We start from the raw sequence: 20,890 nt of genomic DNA, 5'->3' as shown, positions 1-20,890 counted from the left end.
CACCGTCCACGGCCGGCCGGCTCGCCCATCGAGCCGGCCGGCCATTCTCTTTTCCGGAGCTTGCTGATGACCTCGACCTCGCACATCACACCGGGCGCCGAGGCGCCGGCCCCGGTGCCGCCACTGCGCCGTAACCGGGACTTCCGGATGCTCTGGGTGGGCGCCGGAGCCTCGCTGCTCGGGACCCGGGTGGCGGTCGCCGCGTACCCCCTGATGATCCTGTGGGGTGGCGGCACGCCGGCCGACGCCTCGCTCGTGGCGTTCGCGACCCTGCTGCCGCAGCTGCTGTTCGTGCTGCCGGCCGGCGCGCTCGTCGACCGCTGGAACCGCCGCCGGGCCATGCTGATCTGTGACGCCGTCGGGTTCTCCGGCATGGCGAGTCTGGTGGTGGCGCTGCTGTTCGGCGAGGTGTGGCTGCCGCATGTCATGCTGGTCGCCTTCCTGGACGGCGCCGCCGTGATCGTCTACCGGCTGGCCGAGCGCGCCTCGGTACGCCACGTCGTGCATCCCACCCACCTGGGCGCCGCCCTGTCCCAGAACGAGGCCCGCGGCCAGTCCACCGGCCTGATCGGGCAGCCGGCCGGCACCGCCCTGTACTCGGTGTTCCGGTGGCTGCCGTTCCTCTTCGCGACCGTCACCCACCTGGTCGCCTTCGTGACGCTGCTGACCGTGCGCCGTGACCTCCAGGACGAGCGGGTCAAGCCACGGCGGATGCTGACCACCGAGATCGCCGAGGGGTTCGCCTGGGTGTGGCGGCACCGGTTCATGCGGTCGGCGATCCTGCTGGTCGGCGGCAGCAACCTGGCGTTCCAGGTGATCAACCTGACCCTCGTGCTGATCATCCGGGAGGGCGGGCATCCGCCGTACATGGTCGGCCTGCTCGGTCTGCTGGGTGGCCTGGGTGGCCTGCTCGGGGCGCTGGGCGCCGCACGGGTGATGCGGCGGGTGCCGGTCCAGGCCATCCTGATCGGTGTCCTGGCGCTGTGGGCCGTCCTGATCGCCCTGGTCGCCGTCACCACCCTCCCGGCCGGGCTGGGCGCGCTGATGGGCGGCATGGCGGCGCTGGGCGCGCTGCTCAACGTGGCCGCCGCGACCTACCAGATCCGGGTCACCCCGGACGTCATGCAGGGCCGGGTGACGAGTGTGTTCGCGCTGATCGGATCCGGTCTGAACTCGGTCGGCGCGCTGCTCGGCGGGGTCCTGCTGAGTGCCGCCGGAACGTCCGGGGCCGCTCTGATCACGGCCGCCGGCATGGGTGTGCTGGCCTTCCTGGCGCTCTGTGTGCCGTCGATCCGCCGCCCACCCGTCGAGTGAGACAAACACGTGTCAGTTTTCTTTGACAGGTGCCACGACCCTCCTGTAAGTTTTTTCTTACACATGAAGTCTCCTGTTGATAGGGGTCACCCCTAGATCCCGTTTGATCACCCCGAGCGAGGCCGGTCCGCCCGAATAATCCACTTAGGATCACTTCGAGGCAAGCCGGGCCGGGGGTTCAGATCACGTCAGCAGGCCGCGAGAGAGGGTGGCGCGATGAGCTACGGCAACGACCTCACCAGCGTGTTGGCAGTGGTGGGAATCGTCCTGGTCCTGGTCCTGATCATCACTCAGGTCGCCGCCACCTGGCGGGCCCGCATCGTCGCCCAGCGGGACGACGACCACTACCGCGAGCTCAGCCAGCGGTACGCCGAGCTGGTCCTCGAACACGACGAGCTGCGCCGTCGGGTGGCCGGCGAACTCACCGGCGTACGCGAGTCGGTGGTCTCGATGGAGCAGATGATGCGCGAGCTGAAGTGAAACCCCTCCCCCCTCTCAGCTGATCCAGGAAGGACAGTCATGTCACGGAAGGCGTCGTCGACGACGGCGAAGGGTCCCCTGTTGGAGCGGATGGTGGGCTGGTCCGCCCGCCATCCCAAGAAGGTCATCGTGGGCTGGATCCTCCTGGTCGCCGTGGCGGTGCTGCTCGGCGACGCGGCGGGATCGGGCGCCAAGACCACCGACGCCGGTGAGGCCGGTCGCGCGCAGAGCATGATCCGCGAGCAGAAGGTCACCTCGTCGTACACCGAGAACGTGCTCATCGAGGCGCCGGGCCGGGACAAGCCGTTCCTCGGCAGCGCCGAGCTGGAGAGCACCGCCAAGGACCTGAGCGACCGGATCAAGGCGCTGCCCGGTGCCACCACCGAGATCGTGACGCCGCTCGACAACGAGCAGACGCGTGCCGTGCTGGTCTCCGAGGACGGGAAGTCCGGCCTGGTCAGCTTCACCATCCCGGGCCCCGGGGCGGAGGCGGACAAGCACTTCGCGAAGATCAGGACCGAGGTCGAGGCGGTTCAGGCCGCACACCCGGACGCCCGCGTCGCGATGGCCGGTGACATCTCGCTGACCTCCGCGGTCGACAAGGCCGCCGACGAGGACCTGGCCCAGGCCGAGCTGCTCTCCCTGCCGGTCACCCTGATCATCCTGGTGGTCGTCTTCGGCGCGCTGATCGCCGCCGCCGTCCCGCTGTTCCTCGCCGCCACCGCGGTACTCGCCGGACTCGGCGTCCTCGGCCTGGTCGGCACGGTCATCCCGGCCAACAGCACGGTGTCGTCGGTGGTGCTGCTGATCGGCATGGCGGTCGGCGTCGACTACTCGCTGTTCTACCTGCGCCGCGAGCGGGAGGAACGGGCCGCCGGCAAGGACGCGGCCGAGGCCCTCAGGATCAGCGCCCGGACTTCCGGGCACGCCGTGGTCGTCTCCGGCATCACCGTGGTGCTGTCGCTGGCCGGCCTCTTCCTGGCCCAGATCGACACGTTCAACGGCATGGCCATCGGCACGATCATCGTGGTGAGCCTGGCGGTGCTCGGTTCGGTCACCGTGCTGCCGGCGATGCTCAGCCTGCTCGGCCGGCGGGTCGACGCGCTCCGGCTGCCGTTCCTCGGCCGTTCCCGCACCACGGCGACCACCTCCCGCGGCTGGTCGGCGATCGCCGGCGGCGTGACCCGCCACCCGGTCGTCTTCGGCGGCATCGCCCTGATCGCGCTGGTGGCGCTCGCCCTCCCGGCCTTCGGCATGAAGCTCAGCGAGCCCGGTCAGCTCGACTCGCTGCCGCGCAGCATCCCGGCGGTCGACGCCGGTGTCCGGCTCCAGCAGGCGTTCCCCGGCGGCGCCGACCCGGCGCAGGTCGTGGTCTGGGGCGCCGGCGCCACCACCGGCGCGGCCGACCAGGCCGTCGAGGAGCTGCGCCGGCAGGCGGCCACGAGCGACCTGCTCGGCGACCAGATCTCGGCCAACCCGGTCGGCGACGTGCTGAGCATCAAGGTCCCGCTCGCCGGCGGCGGCACCGACGACACCTCCGTCGAGGCGCTGCGCACCCTGCGCGAGGACGTGCTGCCGCAGGCGTTCGCGAACACCCCCGGCCTGGAGTACGCGGTGGGCGGCCGCACCGCCGGCCTGCACGACTTCGCCACGGTGCTGGAGACGCGGACGATCTGGGTGATCGGCTTCGTCCTGGTCCTGTCGTTCATCGTGCTGGTCATCGCGTTCCGGGCGCCGCTGGTCGCCGCGGTCTCGATGGTGCTGAACCTGCTCGCGATCGGCGCGGCGATCGGCATCGTGGTCCTCGGCTTCCAGAACGGCAACTTCGCCGGCCTGCTCGGCTTCTCCTCCTTCGGCGGAGTCGTCAACTGGCTGCCGCTGTTCATGTTCGTGATCCTCTTCGGACTGAGCATGGACTACCACGTCTTCATCCTGAGCCGGGTCCGGGAGCGCTGGGCCCGCGGCGAGTCCGCCAAGGACGCGGTCGTCCACGGCGTCGGCAGCAGCGCCGGCGTGGTGACCAGCGCGGCGGTCGTCATGATCGCGGTCTTCGCGATCTTCGCGACGCTCTCCGGCATCGAGTACAAGATGCTCGGCGTCGGCATGGCGGTCGCCATCCTGATCGACGCGACGATCGTCCGGGGCGTGCTGCTCCCGGCGTCGCTGTCGCTGCTCGGCGACCGGGCCTGGGCCCTGCGCGGCCGGCCCGCCCCGCTCGCCGAGCCCGAGCCGACCACTGAGAACCCGATCGAGCCCGGCGAGGACGTCAAGGTCCTCAGCCCGGTGGGCGCCACCGAGGAAGGAACCCGATGAAGATGACCAAGGCAGGCGTGAGCACGCTGGCGATCGCGATGTGCGCGCTGCTGGCGGCCGGGTGCGACCCGAACGCGAGCGGATCCGACCAGAGCGCCGGGAACACGTACGACGTCAGCGAGAAGGTGAGCACCATCTCGCTGGACGCCCGCGGCGGCAACGTCACCCTCACCGCCTCGGACACCTCCGCGGTGAAGGTCACCGAGGACCTGAACTACTCGGACACCAAGCCGGAGACCTCGCACAGCGTCGACGGCGACACGCTCAAGCTGGTCGACAAGGGCTGCGGCGGCGACAACTGCCACGTCAACTACAAGATCGAGCTGCCCAAGGGCACGATCGTGCAGATCAAGACCGCGGGTGGCGACATCACCGGCAGCGGTCTCGGCGCGAACGCCACGGTCGACACGTCGGGTGGTGACGTCAAGCTGGAGTACTCCACGGCGGCGACCCTGGTCGACGCGACGAGCGCGGGCGGCAACGTCACGATCAAGGTGCCGGCTGGGCCGTACGAGGTGGACGCCAAGACCGACGGCGGCAACCGCGAGGTGTCGGTGCAGGAGGTCCCCGGCTCGGCGAACAAGATCAAGGCGAAGTCCGGCGGCGGCAACGTCACCGTGACCAGCTGACCGGGCGAAACACAATAAATATAGATAGACGAGGCACAGTGTGGTCCCGGACGGCCGTCGCCGTCCGGGACCCGGCCGTTCCGGCCACGAGCAGAGAGTCTGCACGCTCATGACTGTTGCCAAGCACGTAGCGGCGCGTGACTGCTTCCGGGTGATAGCGCCTCGGCCCGCCGCACGGTTGACCCTCTTCTGTTTCCCGCACGCGGGTGGCGCCGCCAGCTCGTTCCACCAACTGGCCACGCTGCTCCCGCCCGACATCGAGCTGGTCGCGGTGCAGTACCCGGGCCGGCAGGACCGGTACGGCGAGCCGATGCCCCGTACCCTCGCCGAGCTGGTCGACGAGATCACCGGCGCCATGCTGGAGCGCCTCGACCGCCCGGCCGCCTTCTTCGGCCACAGCATGGGCGCCACGGTCGCCTTCGAGACGGCCCGCCGCCTGCGCTCCCGGCGGCCGAACGCGCTGCGGCGCCTGTTCGCCTCCGCCCGCCGGGCCCCGCACCACGACAACAGCAAGGCGCTGACCTTCCCGGACGACGCGTCGGTGCTGCGCTACGTCGACTCGCTCGGCGGCGCGGGCGCCCAGCTGCTCGCCGACGCCGAGCTGCGGGAACTGGCCATGCCGATCCTGCGCGGTGACTTCCGGCTGATCGCGGACTACCGGTACGCCCCGGGCGCCCCGCTGACCTGCCCGATCACCGCGATCGCCGGGGACATCGACGCGTCCTTCACGGTCGACCACGCCACCGAGTGGGCCCGGCACACGGTCGCCGGATGCGAGGTCCGCGCTGTCCAGGGCGGCCACTTCTACACCGAGACGGCGCCGGACGCCCTGGCGCGGCTTCTCACCGAGAAGCTCGCCGCGGAGGTGACGGCATGAGCGCGAACCCGTTCGACGACGCCGAGGCCCGGTTCCTGGTGCTCACCAACGAGCACGACCAGCACTCTCTGTGGCCGGCCACGGTCACCGTTCCGGCGGGCTGGAGTGTCGCGCTCGCCGAGTCCGCGCGCGACGAGTGCGTCCGCTACGTCGAGCGCAACTGGACCGATCTGCGCCCGCGGGAGGCCTCCCGATGAGCGCCGCGAAGCTTCCTGAAGGCATCGAGTCGGCGCTGCCGCTCACCCCGCTCCAGGAGGGCCTTCTGCTGCACGCGGTGCAGGAGCAGGACGACGGGGCCGGGGTCGACGTCTACGCCACCCAGCTGCGGCTCGACCTCGACGGCGACCTCGACGCCGCCCGCCTGCGGTCGGCCGCCGACCGGCTGATCGCCCGGCACGGCGCGCTGCGCGCGGCCTTCCACCATCGTGGGCTCAAGCGGCCGGTGCAGCTCATCCACCGCGAGGTGCCGGCGGCCTGGAGCGAGCACGACCTGACCGGTACGCCCGGCGCGTCCCGCGAGGACGAGGCCACCCGGATCGCCGCGGCCGAACGGGCGGCCGGGTTCTCCCCGCACCGCCCGCCGCTGCTGCGGTTCGCCCTGCTCCGCCTCGCCCCCGGCCGTCACCGGCTGGTCCTCACCGTGCACCACCTGCTGTGGGACGGCTGGTCGGTGCCGGTGGCGCTGGGTGAGCTGTTCACCATCTACGCCGGCCGGGCCGATACGCTGCCGCCGGCGCCCCAGTTCCGCGACTTCCTGGCCTGGCTGCGCGCCCGGCCCACCGAGCCGGCCGAGGCGGCGTGGTCCGGGGCGCTGACCGGCCTGGAGACGCCCACCCTGTACGCGCCGCAGGCCGCCGAGCTGCCCGCGATCATGCAGCACGAGGTGCGTGCCGTGCTGCCCGCGGAGATCGCCGACCGCCTCGCCGAGCAGGGCCGCCGGTACGGCTGGACCCTGAGCACCGTGATCCAGTTCGGCTGGGGTGTGCTGCTGTCCCGGGTGCTGGACTCGGGCGACGTGGTGTTCGGCACCACCGTCTCCGGCCGCCCGCCGCTGCTGCCCGGCAGTGACCGGATCGTCGGCCTGCTGCTCAACACGGTGCCGGTCCGTCTGCGCCCGGAGGCGGGGGAGACCGCCGCGAGCTGCCTGGCCCGGCTCCAGACCACCCAGGCGGAGTTGATCGAGTACCACCACACCCCGCTCGCGGCCATCCAGCGGGCGGCCGGGCATCCGGCGCTGTTCGACACGACGACGGTGTTCCAGAACTTCCCGCTCGACCACGAGGCGGTCACCGCGCCGCTGACCGCGGCCGGCGTACGCGTCACCGGGTACCGGATCGAGGACAGCACCCACTACCCGCTGCGCCTGGCGGTCACCGCGGGCGACGGGCTGGAGATGCGGCTCGGCCACCGCCCGGACGTGGTTCCGGCGGACGAGGCGGCGGCCCTGCTGGACCGGCTCGCCCGGCTGCTGACCGCGGTCGCCGCGAACCCGGACGTCGCCGTCGACGACCTCGACCCGCTCAGTGCCGCCGAGCGCGCCGACGTCCTGTACCGCTGGAACGACACCGCGGCGGAGGTGCCCGGCGGCACGCTGATCTCCCGGTTCGAGGAGCAGGCGGACCGGACCCCGGACGCGGTCGCCCTGCGTTTCGAGGGCGGCGCTCTCACGTACCGTGAACTGGACGAGCGGGCGAATCGCCTGGCCCGGCGGCTGATCGCCGAGGGCGCCGCGACCGGCCGCCTGGTCGGTGTCGCCCTGCCCCGCTCGTTCGACCTGGTCGTGGCGCTGTACGCGGTGCTCAAGACGGGCGCCGCCTACCTGCCGATCGACCCCGACTACCCGCCCGCCCGGATCGCCCAGATGATCGAGGACGGCGACCCGGTCTGCGTCCTGACCGGGGACACCACGTTCGACCTGACCGGGGTTCCCGCCCACCGGCTCACCGCGGCCGAGCGGCGGCCCGCCGGCCCGGACGACACCGCGTACGTCATCTTCACCTCCGGATCGACCGGCCGCCCGAAGGGTGTGGCCGTCCCGCACCGCGGCATCGTCAACCGTCTCGTGTGGATGCAGGAGCGGTACGGTCTGCGCCCCGGCGAGCCGGTCGCGCAGAAGACGCCGGCCGGGTTCGACGTGTCGGTGTGGGAGTTCTTCTGGCCCTGCCTGGTCGGCGCGACCCTGGTCGTCGCCCGTCCGGAGGGGCACCGCGACCCGGCCTACCTGGCCGCGCTGATCCGCGACGAGCGGATCACCACGGTGCACTTCGTGCCGTCGATGCTCGGCGAGTTCCTCCGGGAGCCGGCCGCCGCCGGCTGCACCGGGCTGCGCCGGGTGATCTGCAGCGGCGAGGCCCTGCCGGTCGACCTGGAACGCCGGTTCGCCGAGCTGCTGCCGGGGGTGGAGCTGCACAACCTGTACGGCCCCACCGAGGCGTCGGTCGACGTGACCGCCTGGGAGTGCCGCCCCGAGCCGGGCGCGGTGACCGTGCCGATCGGCTCGCCGATCACCAACATCCAGGTGTACGCCCTGGACCGCCGCCTGCGCCCGGTCCCGCCCGGTGTGGTCGGCGAGCTGTACCTGGCCGGGGCCGGTCTGGCGCACGGCTATCTGGGCCGGGCCGGGCTCACCGCGGAACGGTTCGTGGCCTGCCCGTACGGCCTTCCGGGCGAGCGCATGTACCGCACCGGCGACCTGGTCCGCTGGCGTCCCGACGGCGCCCTGGAGTATCTGGGCCGCAGCGACCACCAGGTCAAGCTGCACGGGCAGCGGATCGAGCCGGGCGAGATCGAGGCCGCGTTCGCCGCCTGCCCGGACGTCTCGCAGTCGCTGGTGCTGGTCCGCGAGGACCGTCCCGGCGTGCAGCGGCTGGTGGCCTACGTGATTCCCGAGCCGGGAACCGCCCCGGATCCGGCCGGTCTGCTGGAGTCGGTGGCCGGAACGCTGCCCGCGCACATGGTCCCGACCTCGCTGGTGCTGCTGGACGCGTTCCCGGTCACCCCGAACGGCAAGGTCGACCGCAACGCGCTGCCCGCCCCGGAGACGCCCGTCCTCGGGCGTGCCGGGGGTGACGAGCCGCGGTCGGCGGCCGAGGCGGCGTTCGCCGGCGCCTTCGCCGCGGTGCTGGGCCAGGAGCGGGCCGGTGTCTCGGACAGCTTCTTCGACCTGGGCGGCGACAGCATCCTCGCGATGCGGGTGGTGTCGCTGGCCCGGCAGGCCGGCTGGATCGTCACGGCCAAGGACGTGTTCCGGCTGCGTACGGCGGCCGCGCTGGCCGCGGTCGCCCGGCCCGCCGACGCGGTCACCGTGGAGAGCGCGGACGCCGCGATCGGCCGCGCGCCCCTGCCGCCGCTCGGGTCGTCGCTGGTCGCCCGGGGCGGTGAGTTCCGCGGCTTCCACCAGGCCGTCGTGGTCGAGACACCGGCCGGGCTGGACGACGCCACGCTCGCCGCCGCGCTGCGCGACGTCGTGCGCCACCACCCGGTGCTGCGGGCCCGCCTGCTGCCCGGCGACGACGGTTTCGAGATCCCGCCGCCCGGCGGCGACGCGGAGATCCTGCTGCCCGCGCCGGGGGAGATGTCGGCCCACGACGCGGCCGGGTTCGCCGCCCGTCGTCTCGACCCCGTTCAAGGTCAAAACCTTCTGGGCGTACGGGTGAGCGCCGGCGAACTGGTGCTCTGCGCGCACCACCTGGTCGTCGACGCCGTCTCCTGGCAGGTGCTGCTGCCCGACCTGGCCGCCGCGGCCGCCGCCCGCACCCGGGGTGGGTCACCCACCCTGGACCCGGTGCCGGTCTCCTACCGCACCTGGGCCCTCGGCCGGACGGCCGACGACGTGCGGAACACCACCTACGGTGTGGCCGGCGACGCCCGGCACGACGAGATCACCGTGCCGGCCGACGTGGTCGAGCGGCTCGAACGGGTGGCGGAGAAGTTCCACGCCCGGCTCGACGACCTGCTGATCACCGCGCTGTCCCGGGCCCTGCCCGGACCGGGCGGGCCGATCGACGTGGAGGGGCACGGCCGGGACACGGACGCCGACCTGTCCCGGACGGTCGGCTGGCTGACCAGCGTGCGCCCGGTCCTCGCGGAGGGTGCGGGCGCCGACCGGCGGGCCGCCCTGATGCGGGTGAAGGAGCAGGTGCGGTCCGGTTCCGCCGCCGGTCCGGCGGCGGTGCTGTTCAACTACCTCGGCTCCGTCGGCGGGGCGATCCCCGGCGCGTGGCCGCTGGTCACCACGGAGGCACTCCCCTCCGGCACCGACCCGGGAATGCCGCTGGGCTACCGCACCGAGGTGCACGTCCAGGCGCGCCCGGGGGAGCGGGGGACCACCCTGCACGCCCGGTGGATCACCGCGGCCGGGTACCGGGTACCTGCCGAGCGGTGGCGCGACGAGCTGACCGGCCTGGCCGCACTGGCCGACCCGGCGGTACCGGGCGGGCGTACCCCCTCCGACCTGCCGCTGACCGGGCTGTCCCAGGCGGAGGTCACGGCGCTGGAGTCCCGCGTACCGGATCTCGCCGACGCCCTCGCGCTGAGCCCGCTCCAGGAGGGTTTCCTGTTCCACGCCGCGGAGGCGCGCGACGGCGGCACCGACGTCTACACCACGCAGGTGCGGCTCGACCTGTCCGGGAACGTGGACCCGGCCCGGATCCGGGCGGCCGGTCAGGCGCTGATCGACCGGCACTCGGCCCTGCGTACCGGCTTCCATCAGCTCGACAGCGGGGCCGCGGTGCAGGTCGTCCGGCCCGGTGGGGTCCTGCCGTGGCGGGAGACCGACCTCGGCGTGCTGCCGGCCGAGGAGCGGGAGGCCGCGGCCGACCGGCTGGCCGTCGCCGAGCGGGGCGGCTTCGACCCGAACTCGCCGCCGCTGCTGCGGCTGGCCCTGATGCGGCTCGGCCCGGACGCGTGGCGGCTGGCGGTCACCGGCCATCACATCGCGCTCGACGGCTGGTCGATGCCGATCCTGGTGGACGAGCTGCGCCGGTTGTGGGCCGACCCGGAGGCGTACGCGGACACCGTCGCGCCCGCCCACCGCGCACACGCCGAGTGGCTGTCCATCCGGGACACCGGTGCCGCCGAACGCGCCTGGGCCGGGAACCTGCACGGCCTGCCCGGCCCGTTGCTGGTCGCCCCGGAGATCCCGGGCGCGGCGGTCACCGCTCAGCGGCAGACCATGCGGGAGCTGCCCGGCACGGTCGTCCGCCGGCTGCTCGACACGGTCCACCCGCTGGGCGTCACGCTCAACACCGCGGTCGAGTTCGCCTGGGGCCTGGTGCTGGCCCGGATCACCGGCCGGGAGGACGTGGTGTTCGGCACCACCGTCTCCGGCCGCCCGGCCGACCTGCCCGGCGCCGACCGCATGATCGGCCTGTTCGTGAACACCGTGCCGGTGCGGGTGCGCCTCGACTCGGGCCGGACCGTCGGGCAGGCGCTGACCGCGTTCCAGGACGAGCAGACCGAACTGCTCGACCATCAGCACCTCGGGCTGGGCCGGATCCACCGGCTGACCGGCTGCACCCAGCTCTTCGACACCACGACGATGCTGGTCAACTACCCCTTCGACGTGGAGTCGCTGGCCGATCCGGACGGCGCCGGCATCCGGGTCACCGGGCTCGGCCTGGACGACGCCACGCACTATCCGCTGCGGCTGGTGGCGGTGCCCGGCCCGGACGACGGCCTGACCGTACGCCTCGGCTACCGGCCCGACCTCGTCACGCTCGCCGAGACCGAGGCCCACCTGGACCGGATGATGCTGGCGCTGGAGACCCTGGCCGACGGCCTGGACCGGCCGGTGCGCGAGATCGACCTGCTCAGCGCACTGGAGCGGGATACGGTCGTGGCGCAGTGGGGAGGCTACTGATCACGTGACAGAATTCGCTGACACCTGTCATGTCTTGTTGACACCTCTCCGCGCGTGTGAAAGGCTCTCCATGCGCCGGAAATGAGGTTCAAGCGGATGGATGTCACAGGGGATGACCTGCTGAAAATGCTGACGGCGCTGAGCAATCAGCACCGTCTCAGGATCGTCGGGATGCTCTCCGTCGAGCGTGACTACGTCAGCCGGTTGGCGGGGCGCCTGGGCATGAGCCGGCCGCTCCTGCACATGCACCTCGCCCGGCTGGAGGCCGCGGGCCTCATCGAGGGGAGCCTCGAACTGTCCGCGGATGGTAAGGCGATGAAGTTCTTCGAGGTCACACCGTTCGCGCTGCATCTGACACCGGAGTCGGTGGCAGAGGCGGTGAAGACGCTGAGTGACGACCGGCGCGGCGATGGCGACGAGAAGTGAAGGCGATGGTGAGTGCGTTGGGTTCCACGAGCGACGACTGGGTGGGCGTGCTGGCTGCCGCCGGGATCTTCGCGGTGCTCATCGTGATCGTGTGGCAGGTCGCCGCCACCTGGCGGGCGCGCCTGGCCGCGGCCCGGGAGAAGCAGTACCAGGAGCTCGCCGAGAAGTGCGCGCGGCTGCTGGAGGAGAACGCCGAGTTGCAGCGGCGGACCGTCGCCGAGCTCCTGCAGGTGCGGGAGGCCACCTCGGCGATGGAGAAGATGATGCGCGAGGTCGGGTGACACCAGAAATATAGGCCTCATCGACACAGTGGAGCCCTGCGATTCCCCCGTATCCAGGGCTCCACTGTCGTGAGATGAGAGACCTATGCAGCTACCTTTGTCAGCCGGGCAGATGGGCATCTGGCTCGGGCACGAACTCGACCCGACCGGGCACGCCTACAACATCGCCGAGGTAACCGAGGTGGACGGCGAGCTGGACCAGGACGCCTTCGAGCAGGCCTGGTCCCGCGTCCTGGAGGAGGCGCCCACCTTCAAGGCGGTCGCGGTCCGCCGCGACGACCAGGGCGAGCTCCGCCTGATCATCAACGACGCGCGGGCCGGGATCAGCCGCGTCGACCTGCGCGCCGCACCGGACCCGGAGGCCGCCGCCCGGCGGTTCATCCAGGCGGACATGGACCAGCGGATCGACCTGGAGGCCGGGGGCCTGTTCACCTTCGCGCTGCTGCGGGTCGCCGACCGGCGCTTCCTGTACTACGCCCGCGGGCACCACATCGCCTGTGACGGCTACGCGGCCTCGCTGCTGTTCCGCAAGATCGGCGCCTACTACACCGAGATCGTGACCGGGGAGCCGGTCGCCGACGCGCCGCCGGTCGCCGGGCCGCTGGCCGAGACACTGGCCGCCGACATCGAGTACCGCGAGGGCCCCGACTTCCAGGAGGACCTGCGGTTCTGGCGCGAGCACGCGGGCTCGGCCAGCCCGGTCAAACTCAGCGACCACTGGGCCGCCCGCGGGCCGGCCGCCCCCGACCCCGGCGTCGTGCACCTGCGCCGTTCCGGGCACGTCACCCCGGGGCAGACCGGCGCCATCGCCGAGGTGGCCCGCGAACTGCGGACCCGCTGGCCGGTCCTGCTGATCGCCGCCACCGCGGCCTTCCTGCACCGCTGCACCGGGCGTACCGACGTGGTCCTCGGCGTGCCGGTCACCGGCCGGACCAGCAAGCTGCTGCGGGCCACCCCGAACCTGTCCTCCAACGTCGTCCCGCTGCGCGTCGAGGTGAACCCGGGCGACACCCTGCGCGAGCTGGTTCCGCGCGTGTCCGGCGAGCTGCGGCAGGCGCTGCGCCACCAGCGGTGCCGGTTCGAGGACTGGCAGCCGGAGCGCACCGCCGGCACCGGCTGGGGCACGGTCGTCAACGTGATGGCGTTCGACTACCAGGTGACGCTCGCCGGGATTCCCACCGTCACCCACAACCTGTCCCTCGGGCCGGTCGACGACCTGTCGCTCGGCTTCTACGACCGGGGTGACGGCAGCGGCTGGCGGCTCGACGTGGACGGCAACCCCGATCGTTGGTCGCGCGACGACCTCGCCACGGTTCAGGGCCTCTACCAGCGGTTCCTGCTGGCCGTGACGGCCCTGCCGGACGCCGCCGTGGGCCTGTTCGAGCTGACCACCGCCGACGAGCGGCGGCGGATGCTGATCGAGTGGAACGGGGCGCCGGCCGCCGCTCCGCAGGGCGACCTGGCCACCGCCTTCGCCCGGCAGGCGGCACTCACCCCGGAGGCGGTCGCCGTCGTCGACGGGACCCGGGAGATCACGTACGCGCGGCTGGACGCCGCCGCCGACGCGCTCGCCACCCGGCTGACCGACCGGGGGATCCGGGCCGAGGAGCCGGTGGCCATCCTGGCCGAGCGCTCGGCGCTGGTCGTACTGACGACGCTGGCCATCATCAAGGCCGGCGGGGCCTACCTCCCGCTGCGGCCCGCCGATCCGCCCGCCCGGCAGGAGGCGATGCTGGCCGACGCCGGGGTCCGCCTGCTGCTCACCGACGCGCCCGCCGGGCTCCCGGTCGAGGTGCTCACCGTGTCGGCCGCCGACCTGGGCGCGCCGGCCCCGGCCGTCCCCCCGTCGCTGCCCGGCGACCCGGACCGGCTGGCCTACATCATGTACACCTCGGGGTCCACCGGGCGGCCCAAGGGCGTCGCCATCACCCACGGCAACGTGCTGGCCTTCGCGTCGCACGGGCGGTGGCTCGACGGTGACCACGAGCGGGTCCTGATGCACTCGTCGCACGCCTTCGACGCGTCGACGTACGAGATCTGGGTCCCCCTGCTCACCGGCGGCCGGATCGTGGTGGCCCCGCCCGGGCAGCTCACCACCGACGAGGTGGCCCGCCTGGTCCGGGCGCACGGCGTGACCGCGGCCTTCCTCACCACCTCGCTGTTCAACCTGATCGCCGGCACCCGGGCGGCGGCGTTCGCCGGGCTGCGCACGGTGCTCACCGGCGGCGAGGCGGCCTCCGGTGAGGCGATGCGCGCGGTCCGGGCGGCCTGCCCCGGCACGAAGCTGGTCAACGCGTACGGGCCGACCGAGACCACCACGTTCGCCACGCTCATGCCGGTGGACGAGGTCGACGGGGTGCCGCCGATCGGAGCGCCGCTGGACGCCACCCGGGTGTACGTGCTCGGCCCGGACCTGCGCCCGGTGCCGGCCGGCGTCTCCGGCGAGCTCTACCTGGCCGGATGGGCGAACGCCCGCGGCTACCTGAACCGGCCGGCCGTCACCGCCGAGCGGTTCGTGGCCTCGCCGTTCGGCCCGCCCGGCTCGCGGCTGTACCGCACCGGCGACATCGTCCGCTGGCGTGCGGACGGCGTGATCGAGTACGTGGGCCGCGGCGACCAGCAGGTGAAGATCCGTGGCTTCCGGATCGAGCTGGGCGAGGTCGAGGCGGCGCTCACCCGGCTGCCGGAGATCTCGCAGGCGTACGCCACCGCCCAGGAGACCGCCCCGGGCGTGAAGCGGCTGGTGGCCTACGTGGTGGGCGCCGAGGGACACACCCCGGAGCCGGCCGCGGTCCGCGAGGGCCTGCGCGACACCATGCCGGACTTCATGATCCCGGCCGTCGTCATGGTCCTGCCCGCGCTGCCGCTCAACGCCAACGGGAAGGTGGACCGCAAGGCCCTGCCCGACCCCGAGGTCACCGTGACCGTGGGCCGGGAGGTGTCCGGCGCCGCCGAGCGGGCGCTGGCCACCGCCTTCGCCGAGGCGCTGTCGGTCACCCGGGTCGGCGCCTCCGACTCGTTCTTCGACCTGGGCGGCGACAGCATCCGGGCGATCCAGGTGGTCACCCGGTCGCGCAGCGCCGGCTGGCAGATCAGCGTGAGCGACGTGCTGACCCTGCACACGGTCGAGCGGATCGCCGAGAAGGCGGTGCCGGCCGGCCCGGAGACCGCCGCCGAGCCCTCCGCCGAGGATCTCCTCGCGCTGGACGACGACGACCTGGCGGCCCTGGTCTCGGCCCTCGCCGAGGACTGACCCGACAACGAGAACGGCCCTCCGGGATGCTCCCGGAGGGCCGTTCTCGTTGTCGCTGAGACAGATCAGCAGTTGGTGTAGCCGCTGCCCGGCTTGGTCCACTTGCAGGTGTCGATCGTCTTGTCGGCGCCGGTGCGCAGGAGCGCGCTGTCGCCGCCGTTGTTCCACACGTGCTTGGTCTTGCCCCAGTAGCGGGTGGACGAGGTGTTCGAGCCCTTACCGGTGCGGACGTAGACGTTCTTGCCCGCGCCCAGGTAGTAGTTCGCGGTGAACCGGTAGAGGTTCCCGGCGGCGTCCCGCACGGTCCAGCCCTTGAGGTTGACGGTGCTCTTGGTCTTGTTCGTGAGGCGGAAGTACTCGCCGTTGATGCTCTTGTTCGTCTTCTTGTCCACGCCGGGAGCGTTGTACTGGATCCGGGTGAACTGGATCGAACCCACCGCGGGGCCGGCCGGGGTCGTCGCCGGCGGCTTGGTCGGCGTCGTCGTCGGGGGCTTGGTGGTGGGCGTCGTCGGCGGCGTCGTCACCACACCGGTGTCGTAGACCGGCGACGGGGTCGGGTTGGCCGGCGGCACCCCGTGGCCGCTGCCGCTTCCGACGGTGGCCGACTGGCTCTCCGAGTAGTTCGCGACGATGTAGTTGGACTTGTCCGCCCAGTCCTCGTCATCGGCGTCCTCCAGGAACGCCCGGTAGTACGAGGTGCCGGCCGCCTGGCCGGCGGCCGAGCCGCTCCAGGTGGCGGCCTCGCCCTCCTGCACCGTCGCGCCGGTGGCCACGTTCCTGACCCAGGTGCCGTTGTCGTAGCGCTGGATCTCGATCGGCAGACCCGGCTGCGACGGGTCGGTGCTGACCGCGAAGTTCACCGTTGTGCCGCTGACGCTCACGTTGAGGTCGGCCTTGACCCGCAGCGCGGCCAGACGGACCTGTGAGTACCCGTCGTTGGTGCCGACCATCATCCGGTGGCCGGAGTCGAGGTTCCGGGTGATGCTCCACTTGCCGGAGCCGTCAGCCTTGGTGGTGATCGGCGGCCACGTCCCGTCCTCGTTCCGCGGCTGGTCGTAGTCGTTGGCGGTGTGCTGGGAGAGCTCCGCCTGGCCCCAGCCTTCGCTGTACACGTAGGCCCACTCGTAGAGGGTGACCGTGTCGTTGGCCTCGGCCGAGCCGGTGAGTTCGACCGGTCCGTACCCGGTCCGCAGCGGGACGATGTCGAAGGTCGGCGCGGTCGCCGCCGACGCCGGGCTGACGCCGAACACCGCCGCGGTGGCGGCCAGTGCACCGGCGGCGACGCTGCCGAGAATCGTTTTCGGTCGTCTTTGCATGTCTTTAGAGATCCTCCGTGGTGAGGGCAGCACCCAGAGCGCCCGCTCCGGCATTGAACGTTGACGCTATCGAGAATCGATGCGCATGGTTATCGTTCATCCCGCCTGGGCACCCTACCCGCTGGTGCTACCCGCATGTGGTCCCTCAAGGCACTCAGTGATCAAAAGCGCAGGTAAACGGCCCGATGAACCCCTGTCGGTAAAGTGACGCAGGTACCGGCCGCGGTGATATTGGGCGATTTCAGTCAGCCGCCCGTTTTCGCCGATAACTGTCCGGTGCGCGAAACCCGCAGTTCTATGAATCGGATGAAATGACTGACTTGACTGCTGATTGTGCGCGGTGCGCTGCGCTCTGTTGCGTCGCCCCGGCCTTCGCCCGCTCCTCGGATTTCGCCGTCGACAAGCCGGCCGGTCAGCCCTGCCGCAACCTGGGCGCCGACTTCCGCTGCACGATTCACGAACGGCTGGAACCGCGCGGCTTCCACGGCTGCGTGGTGTTCGACTGCTTCGGCGCGGGTCAGCGCATCACCCAGGAGACGTTCGGCGGGCGGGACTGGCGGTCCACCCCGAAGATCGCCGGGGACATGTTCGCGGTGCTGCCGGTGATGCGTCAGCTGCACGAATTGATGTGGTACCTCACCGAGGCGCTGGAACTGGCCGAGACGCGGAAGCTGCACCCCGGGCTGCGCGCCGCTCTCGACGAGACCGATGCCATGGCGGGCCGGTCGCCGGCCGAACTACGAGAAATGGACGTGGACGCGTACCGGGGAAAGGTTGTCCCGCTTCTGCGCAGAGCGAGTGAGATGGCCCGGGCGGGCCGCAGAGGGCCGGACCACAGCGGCGCCCGCCTGATCGGCCGCCGCATGCGCGGCGCCGATCTGCGTGGCGCCAGTTTCCGCGGCGCGCTTCTCATCGGCGCCGATCTGCGCGACGCCGACCTGCGCCGGGCCGATTTCACCGGAGCCGACATGCGGGGTACGGATCTGCGCGGCGCGAATCTGGACGGGGTTCTCTTCCTGACCCCGTCACAGTTGCGAGCCGCAGTGACGGACGACGATCGACTCTAGGATGGGTGGATGCAGCAGGTGTCCGGCGTGGTGTGGGTTCTGACCGTCCTCGGAATCGTCGGTCTCCTGCTGTTCGACTTCTTCTTCCACGTCCGCAAGGCGCATGTGCCCCGGCTGCGCGAGGCCGCCCTGTGGACCTCCGTCTACGTCTCCATCGCCATTCTGTTCGGGGTCGGGGTCTGGGTGTTCGGCGGTTCCACGATGGGCGCCGAGTACTTCGCGGGATACGTCACCGAGGAGGCGCTCTCGGTCGACAACCTGTTCGTCTTCCTACTGCTGCTGGGCAGTTTCAAGGTGCCCCGGGCGGACCAGCAGAAGGTGCTGCTCTTCGGGATCGTGGTCTCGCTGGTGGCCCGGACCGGGTTCATCCTGCTCGGCGCCGCGCTGATCAACTCGTTCGCCTGGATCTTCTACCTGTTCGGCCTGATCCTGCTGGTCACCGCGGGGAACCTGCTGAAGGAGAAGCACGACGGCGAGGGCGAGCCGCCGGACAACATCGTGATCCGGCTGGCCCGCCGGTTCCTGCACACCTCGGACACCTACGACGGGGACAAGCTCTTCACCTACCAGGACGGCAAGCGGGTGCTCACCCCGATGCTGCTGGTCATGGTGGCGATCGGCGGCACCGACATCCTCTTCGCGCTGGACTCGATCCCGGCCATCTTCGGCCTCACCCAGAACGTCTACCTGGTCTTCACCGCCACCGCCTTCTCCCTGCTCGGGCTGCGGCAGCTGTACTTCCTGATCGACGGGCTGCTGGACCGGCTGGTCTACCTGTCCTACGGGCTGGCCGCGATCCTCGCGCTGATCGGCGTGAAACTGGTGCTGCACGCCCTGCACGAGAACAACGTGCCGTTCATCAACGGCGGCGAGCCGGTCGACGTGGTCGAGATCCCGACCGCCGTGTCGCTCGGCGTCATCGTCGGTGTCCTGCTGATCACCGTGATCGCCTCGCTGCTCAGCCCCGAGGGCCGGGCCCGCACCTCGGTGGCCGCCGCCCGCCGGCACGCTACCCAGTTCCTCGACGTCGAGACCGATCCGGCCTACTGCGACGAGATCTACCACCGGCTGCTGGCCGAGGAGGAGAACCTCAAGCGGCTGCCGGAGCGGCACCGGGCCCGGGTCCGCCGGCAGGCCGAACTCATGGACCTGCTCCAGCGGGCGCACCGGCGGCACGACGAGCGGGTCGCCGCGGGGCACTGCTTCGCCCCGTCAGCGCCCTGAGCCGTACTCCCCGTCGAGGTAGGCGGAGAGGTTCGTCTGCCCGCCGTCGGGAGCCTCCGAGACCAGGTTGGCCACCCGGGCCGCCAGGCTGGCCGCGCGCGACGCCAGATCCGGCTCGGCGCTGCGGGAGTCCTGCTCGGCGCGCATCGCCTCCTCCGCACGGAGCGCGTCGGCCTCCCGGCCGGGACGATCGGCGTGGGCGCGGGGCCCGGAGACCGGGGTGTCGTCCTGGTGGACCGGCTCCGGCTCGGGCTCGGGCTGCTCCGGGGCCGGCACCGGCACCGAGCCGAGCACGGTCACGGTCTGGCCCGTGCCGCCCTGGAAGTTGCTGAACTCGGGGCCGATCGCCAGGCGGGACAGCATCCGCACCTGCGGCGCCGGGACGCCGATCAGGTCGGCGTTCTCCACCCGGAAGTGCGCGATGGTCTTCCGCAGCAGGTTGGCGAGCCGGTCCGCGTCGCCGACCGTCGCCAGGTCGCCGCCCGCGAAGATCAGCGCCGGATAGGTGCCGGCCGGACCGACGCAGACGAGCTGGATCTGGGTGACCGTGGCGTTGCGGCCGGTCTCCCGGTTGCCGGGCTGCACACGCAGGTGCTGCGGCCAGAGCCAGAACAGCTCGCCACTACTCTGCGTGCCGTCGGCCACGTGTACGAACCGCACCCGGCGATCCGTGACGATGACGTCGGTCTCCTCCGGAAGCGTCCACCGGGGCAGCGACGAGGCCTCGTCGAACGCGTACTCGGCGACGGCGCAGCGGCCGCGCCACAGCACCCGCTCACCGCTGTCGAGCGGTCCGAGGTCCGAGCCGGTGGCGGACAGGAAGTGCTGGTGGTACATGCTCGCCTTCCCCCGGTGGTCGCCGCGATCAGATCTCGCGACAGCATCGATTACAACCGGCTACCGCCGGTGTTGCCAGTGGCCGGGCGTGAATCACACCCGAACTCGAGAATTCGACACAACACGGTGATCATTGGTGCACCTTCGGCCTCTCGGCAGTTACTTTCGGTTACCGAAAAGGCCTTGCGGTGGCAGGGGAGAGGCTACCGCCGCGGAGTCCGGTACGGGTGCCGCTCCGGCCGCGAAGCGGTCCAGATCCGTCTCCACCCGGCCCGGGAACCAGTCCCCGGCGGCACGCCGGGACAGCTCGGCGACCGGCGGCGGGGTACGCCCGGCGACCACCACGAGATTGCCGAAGCGCCGCCCGCGCAGCACCCCGGCGTCGGCCACCAGGCAGGCCTCCGGCAGCGCGGCCCGGATCGTGGCCACCTGGCCGCGGGCGAACCGCAGCGGCGGGCCGTCGGCCACGTTGGCGATCAGCCGGCCGGCCGGGTCCAGGATCCGTGCCAGCTCGCCGGCGAACTCGGCCGAGGCGAGGTGGGCGGGTGTCCGGGCGCCCGCGAAGACGTCCAGGACGATCAGGTCGTAGCCGGAGTCGCGCATCCCCTCCACGGCGGCCCGGGCGTCCGCGACCCGGACCCGGATGTTGGCCGAGGACGGCAACGGCAGCGCCGAGCGGACCAGCTCGACCAGCGGCCCGTCGATCTCCACGACCCGCTGCGCCGAGCCGGGCCGGGTGGCGGCCACGTAGCGCGGCAACGTCAGCGCGCCGCCGCCCAGGTGCAGCACCCGCAGCGGCCGGCCCGCCGGGGCCGCCAGATCGATCGCGGCCGCCATCCGCCGGATGTACTCGAACTGGAGGTGGGTGGGGTCGGCCAGGTCGACGTGCGACTGCGGGGCGCCGTCCAGCAGCAGGGTCCACGCGGTGTCCCGGTCCGGGTCGGGGACCAGCTCGGCGACCCCGGAGGCGACCGTCTCCACCCGCCGTCGCGACGCCCTGCGCTGTGCCATCG

14 protein-coding genes and 1 pseudogene are annotated in these 20,890 nt (G+C 72.0%); 12 read left to right on the top strand and 3 right to left on the bottom strand.

The window, feature by feature from the left end; translation table 11 throughout:
• The first annotated feature begins 66 nt into the window (after window positions 1-66).
• The 10 genes from BJ964_RS05815 (at window position 67) to BJ964_RS05770 (ending at window position 15,433) form a co-directional block, all read left to right on the top strand.
• Window positions 67-1,314, top strand: a complete 1,248-nt coding sequence (locus tag BJ964_RS05815; protein ID WP_188119712.1) for an MFS transporter — start codon at window positions 67-69, stop codon at window positions 1,312-1,314.
• A 216-nt stretch (window positions 1,315-1,530) separates the two neighbouring features.
• Complete coding sequence (locus BJ964_RS05810; protein WP_188119711.1) at window positions 1,531-1,794, top strand: hypothetical protein; 264 nt, start codon at window positions 1,531-1,533, stop codon at window positions 1,792-1,794.
• A gap of 39 nt (window positions 1,795-1,833) precedes the next feature.
• Window positions 1,834-4,107: an MMPL family transporter gene (locus tag BJ964_RS05805; protein WP_188119710.1), complete on the top strand. Its 2,274-nt coding sequence runs from the start codon at window positions 1,834-1,836 to the stop codon at window positions 4,105-4,107.
• Entirely contained in the window at window positions 4,104-4,736 is a 633-nt protein-coding gene (locus tag BJ964_RS05800; RefSeq protein WP_188119709.1) for a DUF4097 family beta strand repeat-containing protein, read from the top strand. Before BJ964_RS05805 ends, BJ964_RS05800 begins: the two co-directional genes overlap by 4 nt.
• A gap of 109 nt (window positions 4,737-4,845) precedes the next feature.
• A complete protein-coding gene (locus BJ964_RS05795; protein WP_188119708.1) occupies window positions 4,846-5,613 on the top strand; it encodes a thioesterase II family protein in 768 nt (255 codons plus the stop codon).
• Complete coding sequence (locus tag BJ964_RS05790) at window positions 5,610-5,810, top strand: MbtH family protein (RefSeq protein ID WP_188119707.1); 201 nt, start codon at window positions 5,610-5,612, stop codon at window positions 5,808-5,810. The genes BJ964_RS05795 and BJ964_RS05790 overlap by 4 nt, the downstream gene beginning before the upstream one ends.
• Entirely contained in the window at window positions 5,807-11,473 is a 5,667-nt protein-coding gene (locus BJ964_RS05785) for a non-ribosomal peptide synthetase (protein ID WP_188119706.1), read from the top strand. Before BJ964_RS05790 ends, BJ964_RS05785 begins: the two co-directional genes overlap by 4 nt.
• Window positions 11,474-11,569: 96 nt before the next feature.
• Entirely contained in the window at window positions 11,570-11,899 is a 330-nt protein-coding gene (locus BJ964_RS05780; RefSeq protein WP_188119705.1) for an ArsR/SmtB family transcription factor, read from the top strand.
• Window positions 11,900-11,907: 8 nt separating this feature from the next.
• A complete protein-coding gene (locus BJ964_RS05775) occupies window positions 11,908-12,180 on the top strand; it encodes a hypothetical protein (protein WP_229794459.1) in 273 nt (90 codons plus the stop codon).
• Between the two features lie 85 nt (window positions 12,181-12,265).
• Window positions 12,266-15,433, top strand: a complete 3,168-nt coding sequence (locus tag BJ964_RS05770) for a non-ribosomal peptide synthetase (RefSeq protein ID WP_188119704.1) — start codon at window positions 12,266-12,268, stop codon at window positions 15,431-15,433.
• A gap of 65 nt (window positions 15,434-15,498) precedes the next feature.
• Here the strand turns inward: BJ964_RS05770 and BJ964_RS05765 are convergent, their stop codons facing one another.
• Window positions 15,499-16,749, bottom strand: a complete 1,251-nt coding sequence (locus BJ964_RS05765) for a lamin tail domain-containing protein (RefSeq protein ID WP_229806583.1) — start codon at window positions 16,747-16,749, stop codon at window positions 15,499-15,501.
• A 311-nt stretch (window positions 16,750-17,060) separates the two neighbouring features.
• On the opposite strand from BJ964_RS05765, the gene BJ964_RS05760 reads away from it, so the two are divergent.
• Both BJ964_RS05760 and BJ964_RS05755 read left to right on the top strand, forming a co-directional pair.
• Entirely contained in the window at window positions 17,061-17,816 is a 756-nt protein-coding gene (locus BJ964_RS05760; protein WP_188119703.1) for a pentapeptide repeat-containing protein, read from the top strand.
• Between the two features lie 9 nt (window positions 17,817-17,825).
• A pseudogene (locus BJ964_RS05755) lies at window positions 17,826-18,818 on the top strand (TerC family protein); the annotation flags it as partial.
• Between the two features lie 210 nt (window positions 18,819-19,028).
• On the opposite strand, the gene BJ964_RS05750 reads toward BJ964_RS05755, so the two are convergent.
• Both BJ964_RS05750 and BJ964_RS05745 read right to left on the bottom strand, forming a co-directional pair.
• Entirely contained in the window at window positions 19,029-19,877 is an 849-nt protein-coding gene (locus BJ964_RS05750; RefSeq protein WP_188119701.1) for a translation initiation factor 2, read from the bottom strand.
• A 159-nt stretch (window positions 19,878-20,036) separates the two neighbouring features.
• Window positions 20,037-20,888, bottom strand: coding sequence for a spermidine synthase (locus BJ964_RS05745; RefSeq protein ID WP_188119700.1), 852 nt, complete (start codon window positions 20,886-20,888; stop codon window positions 20,037-20,039).
• Between the last annotated feature and the right edge of the window lie 2 nt (window positions 20,889-20,890).

This window comes from Actinoplanes lobatus (assembly GCF_014205215.1).
GTDB lineage: Bacteria > Actinomycetota > Actinomycetes > Mycobacteriales > Micromonosporaceae > Actinoplanes > Actinoplanes lobatus.
This window is presented reverse-complemented; position numbering and strand designations above follow the sequence as displayed.